The organism is Leptospira congkakensis (genome assembly GCF_004770265.1).
Lineage (GTDB): Bacteria > Spirochaetota > Leptospiria > Leptospirales > Leptospiraceae > Leptospira_A > Leptospira_A congkakensis.
The window spans coordinates 105,256-125,611 of the sequence record NZ_RQGQ01000017.1; the positions used below are offsets into that span (position 1 = coordinate 105,256).

The 20,356-nt window shown below is 37.6% G+C and carries 16 protein-coding genes; 3 read left to right on the forward strand and 13 right to left on the reverse strand.

All coding sequences use genetic code 11. The features are described 5' to 3' along the window. Positions 1–69: 69 nt before the first annotated feature. The 5 genes from EHQ70_RS14000 to EHQ70_RS14020 form a co-directional block, all read right to left on the reverse strand. Complete coding sequence (locus EHQ70_RS14000) at positions 70–1,539, reverse strand: TolC family protein (protein WP_135587424.1); 1,470 nt, start codon at positions 1,537–1,539, stop codon at positions 70–72. Then, positions 1,536–4,667, reverse strand: coding sequence for an efflux RND transporter permease subunit (locus EHQ70_RS14005; protein ID WP_244288391.1), 3,132 nt, complete (start codon positions 4,665–4,667; stop codon positions 1,536–1,538). Before EHQ70_RS14005 ends, EHQ70_RS14000 begins: the two co-directional genes overlap by 4 nt. A 166-nt stretch (positions 4,668–4,833) precedes the next feature. Then, positions 4,834–5,610 carry an enoyl-CoA hydratase/isomerase family protein gene (locus EHQ70_RS14010; protein WP_135587428.1) on the reverse strand — a complete coding sequence of 259 codons (777 nt, stop codon included), beginning with the start codon at positions 5,608–5,610 and terminating at the stop codon, positions 4,834–4,836. A gap of 1 nt (position 5,611) precedes the next feature. Beyond that, the gene (locus EHQ70_RS14015) at positions 5,612–7,660 is read right to left on the reverse strand and encodes an AMP-dependent synthetase/ligase (protein WP_135587430.1); all 2,049 of its coding nucleotides are present in this window, start codon (positions 7,658–7,660) and stop codon (positions 5,612–5,614) included. Between the two features lie 68 nt (positions 7,661–7,728). Continuing rightward, positions 7,729–7,941: a hypothetical protein gene (locus EHQ70_RS14020; RefSeq protein WP_231292475.1), complete on the reverse strand. Its 213-nt coding sequence runs from the start codon at positions 7,939–7,941 to the stop codon at positions 7,729–7,731. Positions 7,942–8,107: 166 nt separating this feature from the next. Here EHQ70_RS14020 and EHQ70_RS14025 point away from each other — a divergent pair, with 166 nt between their 5' ends. Together EHQ70_RS14025 and EHQ70_RS14030 are read left to right on the forward strand one after the other, a co-directional pair. Further along, positions 8,108–8,338, forward strand: coding sequence for a hypothetical protein (locus tag EHQ70_RS14025; RefSeq protein ID WP_084764902.1), 231 nt, complete (start codon positions 8,108–8,110; stop codon positions 8,336–8,338). A gap of 229 nt (positions 8,339–8,567) precedes the next feature. Next, entirely contained in the window at positions 8,568–10,091 is a 1,524-nt protein-coding gene (locus tag EHQ70_RS14030) for a MutS-related protein (protein ID WP_135588487.1), read from the forward strand. 82 nt (positions 10,092–10,173) lie between these two features. Here EHQ70_RS14030 and EHQ70_RS14035 read toward each other — a convergent pair whose 3' ends face one another. From EHQ70_RS14035 to EHQ70_RS14065, 7 genes are read right to left on the reverse strand one after another with little or no spacing between them, the layout of a single operon-like run. Continuing rightward, the gene (locus EHQ70_RS14035; RefSeq protein ID WP_135587431.1) at positions 10,174–12,252 is read right to left on the reverse strand and encodes an AsmA family protein; all 2,079 of its coding nucleotides are present in this window, start codon (positions 12,250–12,252) and stop codon (positions 10,174–10,176) included. Between the two features lie 7 nt (positions 12,253–12,259). Next, complete coding sequence (locus EHQ70_RS14040; RefSeq protein ID WP_135587432.1) at positions 12,260–13,216, reverse strand: ABC transporter ATP-binding protein; 957 nt, start codon at positions 13,214–13,216, stop codon at positions 12,260–12,262. Then, on the reverse strand, positions 13,209–14,198 hold the full coding sequence (locus EHQ70_RS14045; RefSeq protein WP_135587433.1) for an ABC transporter ATP-binding protein: 990 nt from the start codon (positions 14,196–14,198) through the stop codon (positions 13,209–13,211). Before EHQ70_RS14045 ends, EHQ70_RS14040 begins: the two co-directional genes overlap by 8 nt. Further along, positions 14,195–15,244 carry an ABC transporter permease subunit gene (locus tag EHQ70_RS14050; RefSeq protein WP_135587434.1) on the reverse strand — a complete coding sequence of 350 codons (1,050 nt, stop codon included), beginning with the start codon at positions 15,242–15,244 and terminating at the stop codon, positions 14,195–14,197. Before EHQ70_RS14050 ends, EHQ70_RS14045 begins: the two co-directional genes overlap by 4 nt. Continuing rightward, the gene (locus tag EHQ70_RS14055) at positions 15,241–16,251 is read right to left on the reverse strand and encodes an ABC transporter permease subunit (RefSeq protein ID WP_135587436.1); all 1,011 of its coding nucleotides are present in this window, start codon (positions 16,249–16,251) and stop codon (positions 15,241–15,243) included. The genes EHQ70_RS14050 and EHQ70_RS14055 overlap by 4 nt, the downstream gene beginning before the upstream one ends. 3 nt (positions 16,252–16,254) lie before the next feature. After that, positions 16,255–17,301 (reverse strand): carotenoid 1,2-hydratase, encoded by a 1,047-nt coding sequence (locus tag EHQ70_RS14060; RefSeq protein WP_135587438.1) that lies wholly within the window; start codon positions 17,299–17,301, stop codon positions 16,255–16,257. Next, positions 17,294–19,273: a SpoIIE family protein phosphatase gene (locus EHQ70_RS14065; RefSeq protein ID WP_135588488.1), complete on the reverse strand. Its 1,980-nt coding sequence runs from the start codon at positions 19,271–19,273 to the stop codon at positions 17,294–17,296. The genes EHQ70_RS14060 and EHQ70_RS14065 overlap by 8 nt, the downstream gene beginning before the upstream one ends. A gap of 138 nt (positions 19,274–19,411) precedes the next feature. Here EHQ70_RS14065 and EHQ70_RS14070 point away from each other — a divergent pair, with 138 nt between their 5' ends. Next, entirely contained in the window at positions 19,412–19,864 is a 453-nt protein-coding gene (locus tag EHQ70_RS14070; RefSeq protein WP_135587440.1) for a hypothetical protein, read from the forward strand. Here the strand turns inward: EHQ70_RS14070 and ispF are convergent. Beyond that, positions 19,861–20,355 carry a 2-C-methyl-D-erythritol 2,4-cyclodiphosphate synthase gene (gene ispF / locus EHQ70_RS14075; RefSeq protein WP_135587442.1) on the reverse strand — a complete coding sequence of 165 codons (495 nt, stop codon included), beginning with the start codon at positions 20,353–20,355 and terminating at the stop codon, positions 19,861–19,863. The genes EHQ70_RS14070 and ispF overlap by 4 nt on opposite strands. Position 20,356 lies beyond the last annotated feature (1 nt).

The window sequence follows — 20,356 nt, forward strand, 5'->3', positions numbered from 1 at the left end:
TACTCTTCTGAATGTTGAATTTGTATAACATATTAGACAAATTACAATGTTTAAATTCATCACTCTAAATCATTCTTCAGAAGATTGTGAATCTGTAAGGAGGGGCAATTCGCCTGTGGCAACACCTAGTACCACTCGATTTAAATGCATTTGGTAATTTATTTTTTGTAATGCCATTTTGGAATTGAGAGTACTAATTCTGGTTCCGATTAAATCTGCCAAACTTGTTCGTCCCAAATGATAAGCCGACTCTTGGCTTTTTAATGTATCCAATGCAAACTGGTATGCCTTTTCATAAATCCCAAATAACTTTTCCGAATTCTTTAAACTTTGTATCGCATTTTGGATTTCTTGAACGGCAGCTCTTCTTGTTTGTGAAGCGGTCAACTTTGCTTGTTTGGTTGCCGATTCTGCCATTTCTAAATCTGCATATTGAGTCAGTGGTGTGAGTGGCATGGTTATGGCAAGTTGAGCTGTCACATCTTTGCTATGTGTTTGCCCAGGTGTAGGAAAAGAATAAAAAGTATTTACTGCGACATTGGGAGCAAAACCGAACATGGCCTTACTTTCGTTTGCTTTGGCTACCTCTATTCCCTTTTTGGATGAAATCACATCATACCGTTTCACTAGAATATCATCCACATTTTCAATATTAGGTGATTTAAAACGAGGAACAGAATTTTCCAAAGTGATCGTAGATTCCATTCCGACCATGGTTGATAAAGCCAATTGAACTTGTTCTAGTTGTGACCTTGTATCTTCTAATACTGCCTGGGCATTGGTGACTGCTGTTTCAGCATTTAAAAGTTCGTAACGAAGTATTCTGCCAAGAGAAAAAAGTCTTCTTTTTTCTTTCACAGCTTCCATATGTAAAACTAGAGATTCTTCAGCTTGGTTTAAACTATCTTCCAATTGCAAAACATTATAATATGCCAATGCAATTTCCATATACATTCTTCCTGCTTCGAACTTGGCTTCCATTCTTCTTTGTTCCGCCAAACTTGTATACGCTTTGTAATCTTGATAAGCCAAAAGCCCATTTGATAATGGAAAACTTAATAACAAACGAGAACCTGCTCCTACTGTTGGGGGAAGATTGGATGAGGTTGTTTTGGATGGTAAAAGAGCTGCATAATTCTCACTTTGTATCGCTTGGTATGTTTTATAATTATCCAAAGGAGTTGGATCAGCAGTATGACCAGGAATGGAATAAAACTTATTATAAACATAAGATAAAGTGGGTAAAAATCCAGCCATGGCTCTATTTTTTCCATACTTAGCTTGGTTTGTGGCTTCATTTTTAAGGGCAATTCTTTCTGTTTTTTCCACAGCTAACACAAACAAATCATCCAAACCCATCGAATTTTTAGACAATGTTCGTTCTAAATCTTTTGTAGTAACACCAGTTATCTTCCTTAAACTATCTTCAACAACACCATCACCTACTTTTATATCGGGACTAGATGAACAGAAGGAAACAAAAAGAGAACCAACCAAAAACAGACAAAATCGAAATAAATAACTATTCACTAAATTCATTTTGGATTCTCTTTTTCAAATAATACATAAGCTGCAGGCACCACAATAAACGTAATGAGAGTGGATAGTATCAAACCGCCGAGTATAGTCACGGCCATAGGGATTCTTGTTTCTGCACCGGGACCCAATGCGAGTGCAGGAGGAATGGCCGCAGCAATGGATGCGAAGGAAGTCATAAGAACCGGCCTCAAACGAACCGGGCAACCTTCTAATATGGAATCCTTTATGTTTTTACCTTGGGAACGCACAAAATTTACGAATTCAACGAGTAAGATAGAATTTTTTTTCACAAGACCTAACAACATGATTAGGCCGATAAAACTATACATATTAAACGTTTGTCCCGTTACATACAGTGCAACAAGGGCCCCAGAAAAACTAAAAGGCATTGCAAGGAGGACATACAAAGGCTGTTTTAAACTATTAAACTGACTAGCTAGTACCATATAGGAAATTAAAATTCCTAAACAAAGTGCAAAGACTAAACCGTTAGTAGATTCATTCGCAGTTTTTGCGGAACCTGAAACGGCAACGGAATATCCTTCGGGAAGGTATTCTTTTGCAATTTTTATAGATTTTTCCATGGATACAGTTTGTCCCAACTGAATAGGAGGGTTGCCAAATAATTTTATCGCCCTGTCTCGGTTAACTCTTGTAATGCTCTTTAAGGCTTTTTTGGATTCAAATATCAAAATTTCTTGCAAACGAATGAATTCTCCATAAGTATTTCTTACTTTGATATTGGGTATGATGTCTGCATTTTCACCTTGGGCTTTATTTATTTTGATTCGAACATCATAACTCCTACCATTTTCTGTAAATCTACTTACTTTTTTTCCTCCCATAAGAGGTCCAATCGTATTGCCAATATTAGCCATACTCACACCTCTTGCAGCGGCGGCATCACGGTTTGGTAAAATTCGAAGTTCGTCTTGTCCCAAAACATAATCTGTATCGATGTCTTGTAAAACAGCTTCCTCTTCCAATTTCAGTCTTATTTTGTCTGAAACTTTTGCTAAAACATCCCAATCAGGACCAGTTAACACAAGTTCTACTGGATATCCACGCCCTGCACTGAAACCTCTTTGCGAAATATCGATAATCGTAAATTTTGCTTCTGGTACAATGGGTTTTAATTCTTTACGCAAATCTTCAAATATTTCATTTTGTGTGATTTCTTTTCCCGTTTTGGAACTGATGGGTCGTTTGCCCATAGATTGCATCGAAACAAAAAACATGGCAGCATTAGATTCTGATCCATCAAATCCACCGACATTGCCCATGTACCTTTCAATCCCAGGTTTAGAAAGTAAATATTCTTCTACCTTTCGCATAGCAGAGTCTGTTCCCTGAATAGAGGTTGTGACAGGTAATTTAGCACGCAGAATGAACCTACCCAAATCTTGGGAGGGAATGAACTCTTTTTTTAGTAACAGAAAAAATCCAAGAGAAAATATAAATACCAAAGTAGAAACAACTAATATTGTAATTGGATATCGAATGACATACTTTAGTGTATCTTCATAAAATACTTCTGCCTTTTTAAGAAAGGTTTCCATAATTGGATCTAAGATTTTAAAAATCCCGATTTGATCCCAAAACTTCAAAAACAATTGAATCAATCGATTCGCTTTCCAATTTGATACTTCATCTACCATTTGAAGTTTTTGTTTTGATTTCGATTTTTCTTTGTCTTTGTATCTGGAAGCACGCATAGGTGTAAAACTAAGTGCTTCAAACAAAGAAAGTACAACTGCCACTGCTACGGTAATTCCAAATTCTAAAAAGTATCTGCCGACCACTCCTTGCATAAAGGCAACGGGCAAAAAAATCGCAATGATTGCCAGTGTTGCTGCAAGTGCCGCAAAACGAATCTCAGCTGCACCTTCCAGGGATGCTTTGTACCAAGTTTTACCCATTTCTTTATGCCGGCTAATGTTTTCGAGCACCATGATAGCATCGTCTACAACAATACCCACTGCCAATGACAAACCAAGTAATGTGAATGTATTTAATGTGAACCCAAGTATATATAAAACTAAAAATGTTCCAATGATGGATGTGGGTATGGCGAGTAAAACATTTCCTGTACTACTCCAACTTCCCAAAAATAAACGACAAACTAAACCTGTTAATATGATAGAAAGAATTAAAGTGAAAATAAGTTCTTCAACTGATTCACTGATAAACGTTGTATTATCATTTGCAATACTCAAATTATACCCTTTCGGTAAAAAGGGTTTGAGTTCTTCCATTTTTAATTTTACTGCTTTTCCAACGGCAACGGCATCAGAACCTTTGATTTTTTTGATACCCAAACCAACAGCTGGGATTCGATTAAACCTGCTAATTCGTTTAACTTCATCTAACCCATCTTCTACGGATGCGACTTCTTTTAATTTCACCGGGCGGTACATTGCCGAACCAGTACGTGAATTGATATAAATATTAGAAAGTTGCTCCACCGTAGGTACATCACCCACCGCACGAAGTGAAACTTCTGATTTTTTGTTTTCTAATTTACCTGATGGAACCTCGATATTTTGTTCCAACAATGTATTTGCAATGTCATCTACTGTTAGTTCATTGCGAGCAAGTCGATTAGGATCCAAATAAACGTTGATGGTTCTGTCTACATAACCCCCAAGTAAAATCTCACCAACTCCAGGAATTTTCTGAAATTTATCTTTGAGGTATGATTTCACAAAAATCATCTTCTCTTGATCCGTTTTTCCCTCAGCAGTCAAAGCAACCCAAATGATGGGTGTATCATCTGGATTTGCTTTTAATAATATTGGGGGATCCAGTGCATCGGGAAGTTTGTTTTGAACCTGTGCAATTTTAGTTTGGATTTCTTGTAGAGCCACATCCACATCTCTATCTAACCCAAGTTCTACGGTGATCGTTGCAGCACTTTCATTAGAAGTAGATCGGATTTCTTCGACCCCTTCCACCGTTAAAAGAACTTCTTCCAACGGATCAACAACGTCTGACTCCATTACAGAGGGATTGGCTCCTTGTAATGTGAGAACAATATTGACCACAGGAAAGTCAACATTGGGCATCTGGGAGAGCCCAAGTCTAGAAAGTCCGATAGCGCCAAGGAGAACCATGGCGAACATCATCATCCAAGAAAAAATAGGATTGCGGATGGAAATCTCAGAAAGATGCAAGTTACCTCAAAGTTTAAGCGGATAGCGCCTAAAAGTAAGACCCATCTTTACATCACAAGGTTCCAAACGAAAAGAAAAAAGACAAAAAGTTTTCGAATCGCCTGGAAAGATAGGCCTAAATTCAAGTGATGAACTTTGGCCTACGTTTTTCAATGAGGGAATGGAACCCTTCCTGCCCGTCATGAGACAGAATGACTTTTGTAAAAAGGTCTGCATCAATTTGGAACAAGGATTCCATTTTTTTTCGGTAAGGTTCCCTTTGGGCAGTTTTCATTCCACGACTAGAATTGTTTGTGAGTTTGGAAAGTGTCTCAGCAAATTTTAAGGATTCACCAAACAATGTTTCTGCAGTAAACAATTCATCCACAAGGCCAATTTCTTTGGCTTCAGGGCCTTTGATTTGTTTCCCTGAGTAAAGAAGGTCGCGAGTGACTTTTACACCCACTAAATCTTGTAAAACAATTGTAGGAATGGATGGAAAGTTGAGACCAACGATGGCTTCGGAAAATCCAATCCTTGCCCCTTTGTCCACCATGTATCGGTAATCAGAGAACAATGCAAACACTGCTCCCGCTGCCATACAATGTCCATTCACAACTGCAATGGTGGGAACTGGAAATTGAAAATAGGTTTGGGCAGTTCGTAACAACTGTTCAACGGATTTCCGAACATCAGATTCTGTTTTTCCATACATAAGAGTGGGTTCAATCCCATTGGAAAAAAACTGTGTTTGTGCGGATGTAAAAAGCAAAACACGCAAATTTGGATTGTTTGCGTGTTTGTTTAAAATCTGTTCGAATAATACGAAAGCATCGAAATCGAAAGTATTCTTTTCATTGGATTGCATCTTGATTTCCAAGATGCGTTCTCCATGAAAGATCTCTGCAAAAGGATTCATATTAACTGTTTTTGTAGAGTTCCAAAATTCTGTCTTTGTATTTTTCCGTAATCACGTGTCGTTTCATCTTCATTAAGTTAGTAAGTTCATCACCGACCTCAAAAGGTTTTGTGATGAGTGTTACATACTGTACTTGTTCGAAGTTTTTGAATCCTGTTTTAACACTGTTAAAATTACGAACTTCCTTTTTGTAAAAATCAACGATCTTTGGATTGGTGATTAGTTTATCAGGATTTTTTTCTGAAATTCCGTTTTCTTCAGCCCAAGGAACCAGTGCATCAAAGTCAGGAACAATGATGGCACCTAAAACTTTTTGGTCTTGGCCCACAATCATCGATTGTTTGATGTAAGGTGATTCATCGATTTTGTTTTCGATAGGAACTGGTTCTACGTTTTCCCCACCGAGAAGTACGATCGTATCTTTGGCACGACCAGTGAGGGTCAGTGTTTTTTTGAAGTTGATCATACCGATATCACCGGTATTCATCCAATTGTCCACGATGGTCTTTTTGGTAGTTTCTGGATTTTTGTAATATCCTTTCATTACCTGAGGCCCTTTGAGATGAACCACACCTTTTACACCTAACTTACCAAAGATGATATTCTTTTTGTCATCGATATGACAAAGAACATTTCCCGCATCATCACGAATTTGTACTTGGCTGAGTGGAACTATATCACCCACAGAACCCATAATCGGACGATCAAATGTTCGCGCGGAAATCACAGGCCCTGTTTCTGTCATACCGTAACCTTCGAGCACTGTGATCCCGATATCCATAAAAAAGGCATCCACGTGTTTTTGGAGGGCACCACCACCGGAAAGTGTCGCACGTAAATGCCCACCAGTAGCTTGGCGAATTTTTGAAAGAACGATTCTGTCAAGTGTGAGGTAGTTAAAAATGAGCCCAAGGCCAGCAACCACATACAATGGAGTTTTCAAAGGACTTTCTTCTGGTAAACCAAACTGCGCAGCCGCTAAAGAAAGAATTGTGACTGTATAAGGACCAGTTAATAACAATTTAATAATGGATACAATCGACAATGCCAAAGATTGAATGATGTTTCTTCCTTCATAATCCACTTCCCAACCTTTGAGAAAACGAATCGCTGCATGGTAATGCTTCGAAAAGAAGTAAGCTACTTTAAACAACAATCTTCTCACCGGAGGAGTTTGTTTTGGATCGTTGATACGAGTGTAAATCCCATTATAAATACTTTCCCAAACCCTAGGGGCTGATGCCATAAAGGTTGGTCTTGCTTTTTGGATGTCGTTACGAAGTTCCGTTACTTTTGTGTAGTAAGTAGAACCACCATTGATGATCGCAAAGTATTCTACAACACGTTCAAAAATATGCCAAACAGGAAGAATGGACAACATACGATCGTCAGGTGTTACTTTGGCAACACGTGGCACCACATAATGCATTTGGTGGATCATATTGGAATGCATGAGCATCACCCCTTTTGGCATTCCTGTTGTTCCTGAAGTGTAAATGAGAGTGTACAAATCGTCCGGTTTGATTCCGGCCATTCGTTTTTCCGCTTCTCGTTTTCCTTTGGCACGCATCTCTCTCCCTTTTTCAAGGAGATCATAAAAATGAAGGATTCCGGCACCTGATTTGAGTTTGGTTTCTTTATCCATGATGATGACAGTTTTCACCGACTTCACTTGGGATTTGTTGTTTTTATATTTTTCGTAAACTTTGTCATTTTCAACGAATACAATCTTCGCTTCAGAATGATTCAAAATATAAACAATTTCGGAATCGGTAATATCAGAACCCCGTGGTACATTGGCGGCCCCTGCCGTGAGCACCGCACAATCGGCGATGATCCATTCCATACGGTTATCAGCCAAAACACCAACGTGTTCTCTGGCCTTAACTCCTAAATCAATGAGGGCTTCTGCCAGGGCGAGTCCGTCTTCGTAGAGTTCTTTGTAAGTGAGGGCTTGGTAATCCTTTTGAGCATTCTTATACCAGAATGCGGGTCTTGGACCGAATTTTTCTGCGGATTCCTTATAAACGTCTGCTAGGTTATTTGCCATATCTCTCCATCTAAAAGCGGTCTTTATGATAGGGCCTACTTTTAGATGGTCAAGAGAAATTTAGGTGTTTAATCCCAGTGGAACCCTTCGCGTTGGTGTCCTTTTTTCAAATGGCGTTTGCGAATTTCGCGAAGTTTGGTCATTTGTTCGAGATTGAGTAGGTTACGTGCTGCAAGTCCCATTTGAGGGAGCAGGGTTTCGTCTTGTGTGTTGGCTAAAAACTGGTTGGTCTTCACAAAGGAGCTTTTAAACTCCAAATTCATATCGGGATAGAAATCCATACAAGCCTCCGTGCTTTCCGGTTTCCGGGGTATTTGTTTTTAAGGTTCCTCAACCATCCGTGGTAAGTAGCCTTTCCCCAATATATGTATCGCCGGAAAATGAATATCCTGAAGCAAAAAATTTTGCTTGTACTATTTTTTTTTATCTGATTTTTGGTATTCGTTCATGACGATTCGATTGGAAAATTCTACTGGCAGACGGAACGGGCGTTTCGTTGCATACGAGTACGGGGAAGACCTATTTGGAACCCTGTATTTGAATAAATTTTCTGGTCGGGAAAGAGGACGTCTCATCGACAAATGGAGATTAAATGATTTAGGAAGTCTCATTCGTGTTCTTGATACCGAGATTTCCCGCAGGGAAGAAGAAAATTACGAACGACCTCTTTTCCACTAATCCAACCAATCTGTTCCTAACACAAAGGAACAAACGTTACCAAAACAAAATCCAATTCCTTTCTACAAAACTAAAAAGGGTTTCGATCTTTCGCTTCCTTACTTTCACATTTTTTTCTGCCGCAGTTCTTTTTTGTTATCTTAACAAACAATCATGGAAAGAGCATTTGTATTCTTTTCTGATCCTTCTTCCTTTTCTGTATTTGGTAAGGTTGTATTCAAAGCGAAAAATTCAAATCCAATACGCCAAAAAAACACAGACCTTTATTTTAGAAGAACTCTCGAGGCTCCAGGGCGAATTCAAAAAAATCAAAACAAGAGAAGTATGGGAATATCCAGAATCCGTACGGAACCACCCTCTTTCCATTGATTTGGATCTTTGCACCAAACAAGGGTTTTTGGGGATTTATGATACAACCATCACTGAACTTGGATTTCAAACTTATCTCAAACGTTTTTTACAAGAACCAATTGAAGATCCAAAACTAAATTTCTATCCTGGTGAAATCAAAAACATTCTGCAAAAAAATTCTTATCACGCATACCATCTCCTTCGTAAATATTTAGTACCCGAGGCGGAGACAAATGAAAAGTTTCCTTTGTCTCGCATCAATACAGAAGATTCGTTTTGGAAAAAAAGAGGTTTTTTAAAGGGGGTTTTCCCGATTTGGGGAGTTTTCTCACCTGTTTATATGTCCTTGGGATTGTTGTTTGACTTACCTCTTATCCCACTCACTCTCCTCATCAATGGAATTTTGTTTGTTACCTACCGAAATGATTCTTTAAAACAATGGAAAGAAATTAAGGCACTCTCTTCAGGGGCTTCCAGGTTTCAAAAAACTTTTGTTTATTTGGCAAAAGATAGAAAAACCACCAAACAAATGATAGGTCGAATTTCTTCGCTCGGTGATTCTTCTGAGTTACTCATTTCCCCTTTACCACATTTAATTTTGAATCTTATTTGTTTGTGGGATCTTTGGAAAATCAAATCCCTCGAAAAATGGAAACGAAAGTTTGGAAATCTTTGGAATGATCTCCAAACCAAAATCATAAAAACCGATTCTATGTTGCCTTTCGTGAATTTTGGATTTTTGTTCCCAGAAGCTAGTTTTGCAGGGTCATCATCGACTGGAAATTTAAGCGCCAAAAGTTTAGTGCATCCTCTTCTCCCTGTGTCCAATCGTGTATTCAATCCACTTACCAAAATGGAACCTGGAGATTTGATGATTGTTACCGGATCCAATATGAGTGGGAAAACAACTTACCTTAGATCTATCGCCATGTCATTGTTACTTGCCGGTTCTGGTGCTCCTATACTTGGAACAGAATTTGAATTTCCAGAGTTTCAGATCCATACTCTCATCCGATCTCAAGATTCGATGGAAGATGGAGTTTCTTTTTTCTACAGTGAAGTCAGAAGGTTATCTTCCATTATCCATACAGCTGATGATTCTAAAAAAATACCGGTTTTGTTTTTGGATGAAATTTTGAAAGGAACCAATTCCAAAGAACGTTATATTGCAACACGTGAAATTTTATCCGTTCTCCGTGAAAAAAGAGCCATTGTTTTTCTCACAACTCACGATTTGAAACTAGCAGAGGTTCCTTGGGCGAAACGATTCCATTTCACCGAATTGGAAAAAGAGGGGCAAATGGATTTTGATTACAAAATCAGAGAGGGCGTTTCAGGTTCTACAAACGCATTAAAAATTCTGAAAAAAGAAGGGATTCCAATTCGTAACGAAGAGGAATAAAACTCCCGTAAACTCGAAGATCAGATTTAGGATTGGTATTGGAATCAAAGTAAAATCCTTCCTCGAGAAAACTAGAACTAAGTTATTTTTCTGGCTCTTCCTCTTCCTTACCACCAAACAGTGACTTGATTCCCTTCCAACCTCTTTGAACACCACCAGTCACATTATCCACGGCTTTATTCACATATTCAGACATAGCTGAGCCTGCAATCCCACCAACAGCGGCACCTGCAGGACTTGCCAAAAATATTGTCCCCACATAAACAGAACCAAGCCAGATCGGATCAATAAATGGTGCCGAAACTCCGTAAGTTCCGCGATAGATAATGGGAAGTTTTAAAGCCTTACCCGCAACACCAGGCATAGCAATGGTAAATCTCATATCTATATTTTTATTGAATCCAATTTTACCACCACCAGAACCTACAATTCCATCTGCTTTTAGAGCAAAGTTTTTAACTTCTATTGTTTCTTTAGAATATTGAAAATCAAACTTTAGTTCGTTATACGGTGTTGCTCGACTGAAATCTATTTTTTTTAAGTTGATAACACTTCCAATAGAACTGATTGGTTTTAAAATATTGGTATAACTTAACAATTCACCATTTTTAGCATTGATATTCCCAGTGATTTGTAAATTTTTTATGAGTCCATCTTCTGTATCAGCTGGTGAGGATAAAAGAAATTCTGAATCTAATTTTCCGGTTATGGGTGAAATATTAAATAAATCAGATAGGATAGGAGCAACGGCTAAATTTTTAATATTCCCTTTGATCTCGAGACCAGCATTTTTACCCCAAAGATAGTGGCCTGTACCAATAGCATTTCCTTCGTAAGCTCTTAATTCATATTTAGTAATATTTAACTTTCGTTTTGCATAATGAAGATTTAGTTTCAATGAATCAGCATGAAAATCGCCTGCATTTAAATTTCTTAAATTAAAATTCAAATACACATTCATTCGATTCACATAACCAGTGCTTGGAATGTTTCTTGTTAAGATTGATTTTTCTAAATCGGGATCTACCCAAATTTTAATGACTTTGATGAGACTCGGAACATCCAAATAATCTGATGTCCCTTCAAATGATATTGTTGGCGATAGAGGTGGTTTTAAAAAGTTAACAAACCCTGATCCGTTTAATTTAGATTTTCCTTTCCAATCCACTACGATATCAGCAAAAGACAATTTGCTCTCCAGAATATCATAGTTCATGATTGTAGAAGCATAACCATCCGCGAATGGTTTTCCATCCTTTAATGCTAAATCACGAATGTGTACCCGATCAGCAATGGCATAAATTTTGGTTTCATCCCGTTTGTAAAAAGGAATGGCGCCACTTGCCCTTGCAAATCGCAAATCTCCATACGTAAAAATGATGAGTATATCGTGAAGATCGATTCCTTTAATATTCTGGAATGTAAACTCTCCTTCCAAACGTGCCGATTCATAAGACATTTCATCAGTCACAAAAAAGATATTTGTGCTAAAGGAAATGGTTTCTTCGTTTAACTTTCCGTAGATGTAAATATCTAAGTTTCGTAAGTCTTGGTCCAACTGAAATGTTGTTTCCCAAAGATACAATTTGATATTTCGTGCATACAATTTGTCTTCAAAGAGAATTGTAACATTTTTAATTTCGATTTGATTTACAAAGTTTGCAAAGGTTTTAGAAAAATAGGTTTTTGAATTGGTGTTAGCCGACTCTTCCGTTTTAGTTTGAGTTTCTTGGAGATTAGTTTCTGATTTGGAAAGGATTCGTTCAAACAAAGGAAAGGATTCATCCTTTTCTCGTACCAGTTCGACAGTACCTGTATTCAGATAAATTTTTCTAATTTCGAGTGCTTGTCCTACAAAAACACCATAGTACACTTCGATCCTAAGTTTGTGAACTTTAATCAACTCATCGTCATTTTTGGCTACTGATACATCCGCTAGTTCAATTCCCGGAAATGGAAAAAAAACAGGTTCCGAAGTTTGATAGTTTACCTGAAGTCCTGTTAGTTGGTATGTCGTATCTAAAATTAATTTTTTATAATAATCTGGATCTGCAAGCAGCGGATACAAAATAAAAAACATCGTCATCGATAAAACAAAAATTCCCGTTAGCAGGATTTTGCCGACAACACCTTTGATTTTGTCACGGATACTTAATTTCATCAGAATTTTACTTTAAAGGGAAATGACATTTCACTCTACGTGTTGGTGTAGGAAATGTTTCCATAGGTTCTTGGATTTTACAAATATCTTTTACAATGGGACATCTTGTATGAAATCGGCAACCGGTGGGTTTGTTCATCAAACTAGGAATTTCCCCCGTTAAAGGTTCAGAAATTTTGGTTCGATCCTTTAAATCAAAACTGGCAGAAAATAATGCCTTTGTATAAGGGTGGAGTGGTGTTTTGCTAATCTCATCACGACTACATTCTTCGACGATTTGTCCTAAATACATGACAGCGATGCGATCTGATACGTGTTTTACAATGTTCAAGTCATGAGATATAAACAAATAAGATAGTCCATATTTCTCACGTAATAACAAAATATTATTAATTACTTGAGCTTGAGTAGAAATATCCAATGCAGAAACTGCTTCATCACAAACAACAAGACTAGGTTCTAAAATCAATGCTCTTGCGATTGCAATCCTTTGTCTTTGCCCACCACTAAATTCATGAGGATATCGGTGTAAAATATCGGAAGGCAAATTGACTTCCGCAAGAGCCTTAATCGCTTTTTCTTTTTTTTCTGCGATACTTAAATTTCGGAAATGGATTTGTAAACCCTCAGTGACAATTTCTTCTATCGTAAAACGTGGGTTTAACGAAGAATATGGATCTTGAAATACAACTTGAATCTTTCTTTTGAGAGCTTTCTGTTCTTCTTTGGGAATATTTTTAATTTCCTTAGATTCAAACTGGATAGAACCAGAATCAAAAGGTAATAAAGATAATATCGCACGGCCGATTGTGGACTTACCACAACCAGACTCACCAACGAGGCCTAAAATTTTTCCTTGAGGAATTGTGAAACTAACTCCCTCAACTGCCACAAGTCTTTTAGTAGAGAAGGAAAGAGATTGGGATTGTTTATAAGAAACAACTAAGTCTTTTACATTAAGCACTTTCTTTCCCTCCATATAAAAAACATTCTACTGATTGGTTTTGAGACATCAGAATCGCCTTGGGAATAGATGTATGACAAACTTCTAATTTTTGATTACAACGAGTGTGGAAACGACAACCTGAAGGATATGATTTTGGTGAAGGAACGATCCCTTCTATTGTAACTAATTTTTCACCTATATTTTCATGGCTTGGGTAGGCAGCAATGAGTGCCTTAGTGTATGGATGTTTGGGATTATCGATCACCTCATCCACAGTTCCTTGTTCGATCATTTTTCCTGCATACATTACCGCAATTCGATCGGCGATATGACTCACAAGTCCAATATCGTGAGAAATAAAAAGAACAGACATTCCATTTTCTTTTCGTAACTCTTTGAGGAGTTCAATCAATTGTAATTGAATGGTGACATCGATGGCACTTGTTGGTTCGTCTGCGATCAAAATTTTGGGATCACACATGAGAGCCATAGCAATACAAACTCTTTGTAACATACCACCAGAAAATTGATTTGGGTATTGATCCAGTCTCAGTTTTGCATCTGTAATCCCAACTCTTTCTAGTAGATAAATTGCCTTCTTTTCTGCTTCTTCTTTGGAACCAAGGCCATGTAATAAAAAACCTTCCGTGAGTTGGACTCCAATTTTATGAAGCGGGTTTAGTGCTGAAAATGGTTCCTGAAATACATAAGAAATTTCTCTCCCACGAACTGATCTTAGGTGATCCGAAGAGGTTTTTAATAAATCCTCACCTTCAAATAAAATAGAACCTGTAGGGTACAAAGTAGTGTTCGAAGGAAGGATTTGTGTCAGTGCCAAACTTGTGATCGATTTTCCACAACCGGATTCCCCAACAAGAGCTAATGTTTCCCCTTTCACCAAATGAAAATTTACATTGTCAACAATTGGCAAAACTCCATCATCTGTTTTGATTTGGATGGATAGATCTTTGACTTCGATGGCTTTTGTGATACTGGTCATTCGTAAACCACCTTATCCTTAGGATCGAACGCATCGCGTAATCCTTCTCCTACAAAAGCAGAAAACAAAATGGTGAGAAATAGTGCCACTGATGGAAAAGTAATCAACCACCAAGCAGTTAACCTTTCCCTTCCTTGTCCAATAAGTTCTCCCCAAGAAGGATTAGGAGCAGGAATCCCATAACCTAAAAAGTCAAGTGCCGACAAAACGGAGATGGCAGAGATTAAAATAAAAGGTAAAAACGTAACTAGCGGCGTAATGGAGTTTGGTAACAAATGGCGCATTATGATTGAGAAGGAAGAGGCTCCTAATGTTTTTGCCGCATCGACAAACTGTTGTTTGCGTAGCTTTAAAAATTCACCACGCATATAATAACTAAGCCCTATCCAACTAAGTGATCCATAAGTTACAATTAATACAAAAAACCCTCGCCCAAAAAAAGAACCCATAATCAAAATCAGATAGAGAAAAGGAATCGCCGATAGGATTTCAATGATTCGTTGCAAAAACAAATCAAGTCGCCCTACAAAATAACCTTGAACCCCTCCAATAAAGGAAGCAAGAAAAATCTCCACGATGATCAGGATCAAACTAAAGGTCATTGCAAGTCTATATCCATAAATAATACGAGTGAATACATCCCGACCCCGATCATCAGTTCCCATCCAATGACTGAACGTAGGTTTAGAAGGTGGATTGGTTCCTTCTTCTAAACTTTCTAAATTGTCTTCATTCACACCAAAAGGTATTGGAGGAAATATCATAACATTGGAAGAATCATGGAACCTTGATTCCTTACTTAGTTTTTTATAATTGGGTTCCGTGAGATTTGCTCCCCCAAACTTTGTTTCTGGATAAAAACTAAAAATAGGGAAAGATAAACTCCCTTCATACAAAACAAATAGCGGTTTGTTATTGATCAGAAGTGGAGAAAACAAAGATAGAACATAAGTATAAAAAAGAATTAACATCGAGTAATAGGCTCGTTTATTTTTTTTAAACTTTTCCCACTTACGAATGTTTGCCGGGTTTGAAATAAAATTCATTCGAAATCAATCCTCGGGTCAATGAGTATATAACAAAAATCAGAGATGATTTTTCCAATCAGTCCTAAAAAACTTTGAGCAAGAAGTAAACCCATCATTAGATCTGTATCTCTTTCTCTGACGGCTTCAAAACTAAGAAGACCCATCCCATCAATATTAAATACAAGTTCGATAAATAAGGATCCAGAGAAAATCAAAGTTAAATTACTTCCGAAACCTGTGGCAATTGGAATAAGGGAATTACGAAAGGCATGGCGAAAAATGGAATCTGAAAAACTAAGTCCTTTGGAAACAGCAGTTCGAACATATTCCTTTGCAATTTGATCGAGTAGACTGTTTTTCATAAGTAAGGTAAGGACAGCAAAACTTCCTACCACATAACAGATCACAGGTAAAAACATATGAGTTAAACGATCATTTACCTTTCCCCAAAAACTCAAATCTTCATAGAAGTCGGAGACTTCATGTCCCAAAGGAAAAAAAGAAAACACTTCACCAGAGGCAAAAACATACAAAAGTAACATCGCAAAGGCGAAAACAGGAAGGGAATAAGTAAAAAAGATGATAAAACTAGAAATGAAATCAAAACGGCTGCCTTCTTTAAGGGCCTTTTGGATCCCTAAAGGAATACAAATCAAATACGTTAGAAAAAAACCAGAGAGTCCAAAAAAAAGTGATACGGGAAGTTTTTCTACAATGAGATCAGAAACTTTTCTGGAATGCAAACGAGACTCACCCAAGTCAAATTGAACAATTTGTTTTAACCAAAGTAAGTAGGCCACGGGTGCTGGTTTGTCTAAATGAAGCCTTTGTTTGATGAGTTCAATTTCTTCCTGGGAAATTTGTTTGGTAGAAGCACCCGCTAAATTGCCACTACCTTTCAATTTTGCAATTTCGCTATTGAGTGGGCCACCGGGAGCAAAATGGGAAATCAAAAAAACAAGGAAAGTAATTCCAAGTAAGGTAGGAAAGATGAGTAAAAACCGTTTTAGAAAATATTTCCACATATCTTAGAACTCCCACCACTCTTTCGGTTTTTTATAACCTTTCAATTCTAAATATCCTTTCGCAGACTTTTTTTGTTTTGAATCTACGGCCGTCACCCCACCTTCCCAATAGATAGTCGCGGTTGATTTGGTTCCATCAAACTCTTGTTCATTGAATAGAGGAGAAACCATCCAAATACCACCTGGATATTGGATTTTCCAGTGTAGGGGATATTTGATTTTAGTATTTGGACTTTTCCAATAAGGCTTTGTGGGTTCCATTTGGATTTGACCAGGCTTCGTCCAAGAAGTAATTTTTCCTTCTGGATTTCGATAGGTTCCAAAAATCTCTGGGGGACGTGTATCCGATTCGCGAAATCGAAAAAAAACATAATCACCACCGAAATCATCTGATAAACAAATCCAGTCCCAGCTGGTTTTTCCTGTGGCAAGACTAGGAATGGACTTTGCATTTTTTTCGCTCCATTCATGATCCATCCAAGAACTTCCCGAAACAATGGTTTCTTGTTTTCCATTTACTGATAGTTTTCCTGTAGATTTCAACCTCGGATAACTATAATAATACGAAAATATATTTGGATTTCGATTGGATTTGATGGAAACACCATCTTTGCCATGAATCAGAATTTTTCCATTCCCCACTAAGTTCAAATCCAAACGCAAATCTTTTGATTTTGATTCGGCCAAGATATGAAACTGGTCTTTGGAAATGATTTTTAATTGGTAATCACCGCTATAAATGGTTTTGTCTGTATACCCAGCAAGGTCACCTATGGTTCGTTTGATGGATTGCGACTGATAATGTTTTTTAGAGGAAAAATCAGAAATGGCAAAATGAACAGGAAAAATTTCAGGATTCCAATCTGTATCATCCGAAAACTTCAATCGGAAAAAAGAAAGTTCGTAACCATAAAGATTTCCCGACTTAGATTCTACAAACCCAACGAAGTAACACCACTCCAATCCATAATCAGAATGGAAACTATGGTCTTTAGGAAAACTAAAATGAAAAAAACAAAGTGATAAAATTAAAACTTTAATTCTATTCATCGGATAAAGACTCCCACTTCTTTTCAAGTGGAAGGATATGAAGATAAGTTCTTTCAATCGATTTCATCTTTTCGATGATATCTTTCATTTTTTTCTTTTCATTTAATTTTTTATAAAGTAACGCCATGTTGTATAAGTTAGATAAATTAGAATCATTAATGGAGTGCGCTTTTTTCCATTCAAGTTCCGCTTTTTCAAATATTTCCATTTGGTAATAACAATATCCCAAAACAGAATGTGACTTAAAATGATTGGTTTTGAATTTATTATAAGATTCTAACAATTGAATGGCTCTTTCAAAACTACCACTATAAGCCAATGCTTTTCCATATAGAAGTTGGGTATCTAGTTCGCGAGGTAAAATTTGATGTGCTTTTTCATAAAAGGTAACTGCCTCTGAAAATTGTTTGTTCCGATAAGCTTCATCACCTTTGGATTTGATCAAATTAAATTCTGATAATCTGGGTGATAACTGAAGGCCGAGAAGAGTGATATCATCCATGGGATCTGTACCCATAGTAAATTCTTTGTGGATGCTAAGAATGGTTTCTACCGTTTCTTGGATGGATTTTTCCGCGCAAGATTCTATGATTTCGATAAGTTTGTCTTCTCCAAAAGCTTTTCCTTTATCATTTTCTGCCTCTGTGAGTCCATCAGTGTATAAAAATAATTTATCACCAGGTTCCAATTGGATTTGAAAATCCGAAAAAGTTTCGCCAGCATCAGGGAACATTCCGAGGAAAGTTCCATCCCCTTCACAAATTTCAGTTTTGTTTGTTTTCGCACGAAACAATATTGGCCTTGGATGTCCGGCAATGGAATACAAAACTTTATAATCATCATGAATTAAAACATAAACACAAGTTGTATATCCTTGTTGTTTGACTAAATCTAAAAGTTCTCGATTGATGAGTTTGAATGTTTCCGATGGTTTTGGTTTTTTATAATTCGAAAACAATAACTTAGACAAAGCAGTAATGAATGCCGCAGGAACTCCGTGACCGGACACATCACAAACAGCTACCCCCAATTTATCCATGTTATACGGAAAATAATCATAATAATCACCGCTGACTTCTTGCATCGGAGTAAACCCAGTCCAAAACTGGATTCCATTCCAGTCGGGAATGATTTCTGGAATTAATCCTTTCTGTATGTTTTTTGCCAGACGTAAGTCTTTTGCCATGGAGAGTTGTTTTTTTTCCAACTCTTGTTTGAAAGATTTTAAAACTTCAACGGCTGCTTCCAAATCCCTGTTTTCAATCGCAAGTTCCCTGGACCTTCTTACTACATCTTTGACATCCACAATCGAAATTTCTTCCAACTGAGAATCCATACGAGATGTCACCATCACACGATGGCGGTTCGATACATCGTCTTTTGTCAATCGAGATCTAGACAAAAACATTTTATCTTCCGACCACTCCAACTCATACTCATTGGAGTCGGCTCCGAACTGAATGTCTTCACCTAACTCTTTATGCGAAACATGGATTCCAAAAAGCCGAGTTTTTGTCATCCGGATCGTAAACGTTTTAAGTTCAAAAAGAACGGCTAGACCGTTTAGCATTCCTTGAAAAAAGACAGCATCATACCATTTCTCTTGGTACTCTGGTAAATACTTGAATATAAATAAAACTTTACGATCCGAAATTGGTTTTAGATTTAAATAAACTGCGCGTGTTAGTCGACCAATTAAAATAGGAAGACGTTGGATCATTTCCTCTAAATCAATCCTTGAATCATCAAGAGGTAATAAATCATAAGCATTGGTGATGAGACTTTCTGTTCCCAGATGGTATAAAATTCCAGAAATGTCCAGAGACTGAGCTATGATTTGGATGATTTTATCTTCCAAATCTTGAGAGATCCAGTAATTAGGATCTTTCAGAATTCGAACATAAACCGTATCATCTAAAATTTCAGGAAATGGATTGTTGTGGCGTGATAGATGATTCTCGCGTTGGTACACCTGCACCAGTCCCGAGACACGTTTTGATGATATTTCTCTTCCTGCTTGCAGTGGCAAAACCCTCACCTAGGGTTTCCCTTCGGTAGGAGAAAAATAAATTTCAATCGATCCCTAGGCAATAGATTTTTCAATGGAGATATGATTTGGTATCTTCGTGTCTTTGGCGTTTTTGTTTTGGTTTTTGCGGTAGCCGTATTCCGACAAAGTGAAACAAGAGTCGAGCGGACTTGGGACGTCACAATCAAACCGGAACAAGTACAAAAGATTCTTTATGAATCCTTCCAACCCAAATCCTTTCGCGCCCCTGTAGTGGGGGAAACCTGGGAATCCAAAATAATGGGTGAACCAGTAAAAAGCACAACCACCTTAACAAACGCACAAAATTCTGGATTCCAAATCTCTACAGAAGGATTCAAACATTACCGAATTCTAAAAGAGTCATACCGTTGGGAGATCATCCAGAACGGTGTTCGCATTCATGGAACCTGGGAAGCCGAAACTAGTCCCAATACCCTTTCCAAACTTTTATTTTTATTTTTTAGCACTGCGGATCTAAACCACATTGCTGATGGAAAACAAAAATTGTTCTAAGATTTAGCCTTCGTACTTTCGAGTAAAACGGTCGCCATCACCATCGCACCTTCGCTTCGTCCAAGAGAACCCATTCCTTCCGAGGTAGTTGCCTTAATCGAAACACAATCTAACGGTAATTTGATGATATTGGCCAAAGATTCGTTCAGTTCCGCACGGATCGGATTGATTTTAGGATGATCACCCACATAAGTACAATCAACGTTCACAAGTTTGAATTTTTTTTCTGCGATGAGTTCTAAACATTTATCAATGATACGAGTGGACTTCATGTTTTTATATTGAGGGTCTGTATCAGGGAAATGAACTCCAATATCCCCGAGAGCCAAAGCTCCGAGAATGGCATCTGCCACTGCATGTAAGACGATATCAGCATCGCTATGACCAAGAAAGGCAAATTCTGATTTTATCTCTACACCGGCAAGTATGAGCGGGCGAAAAGGTTCATGGATTAATTTATGAAAATCGATTCCGTTTCCAACTCTAAACATA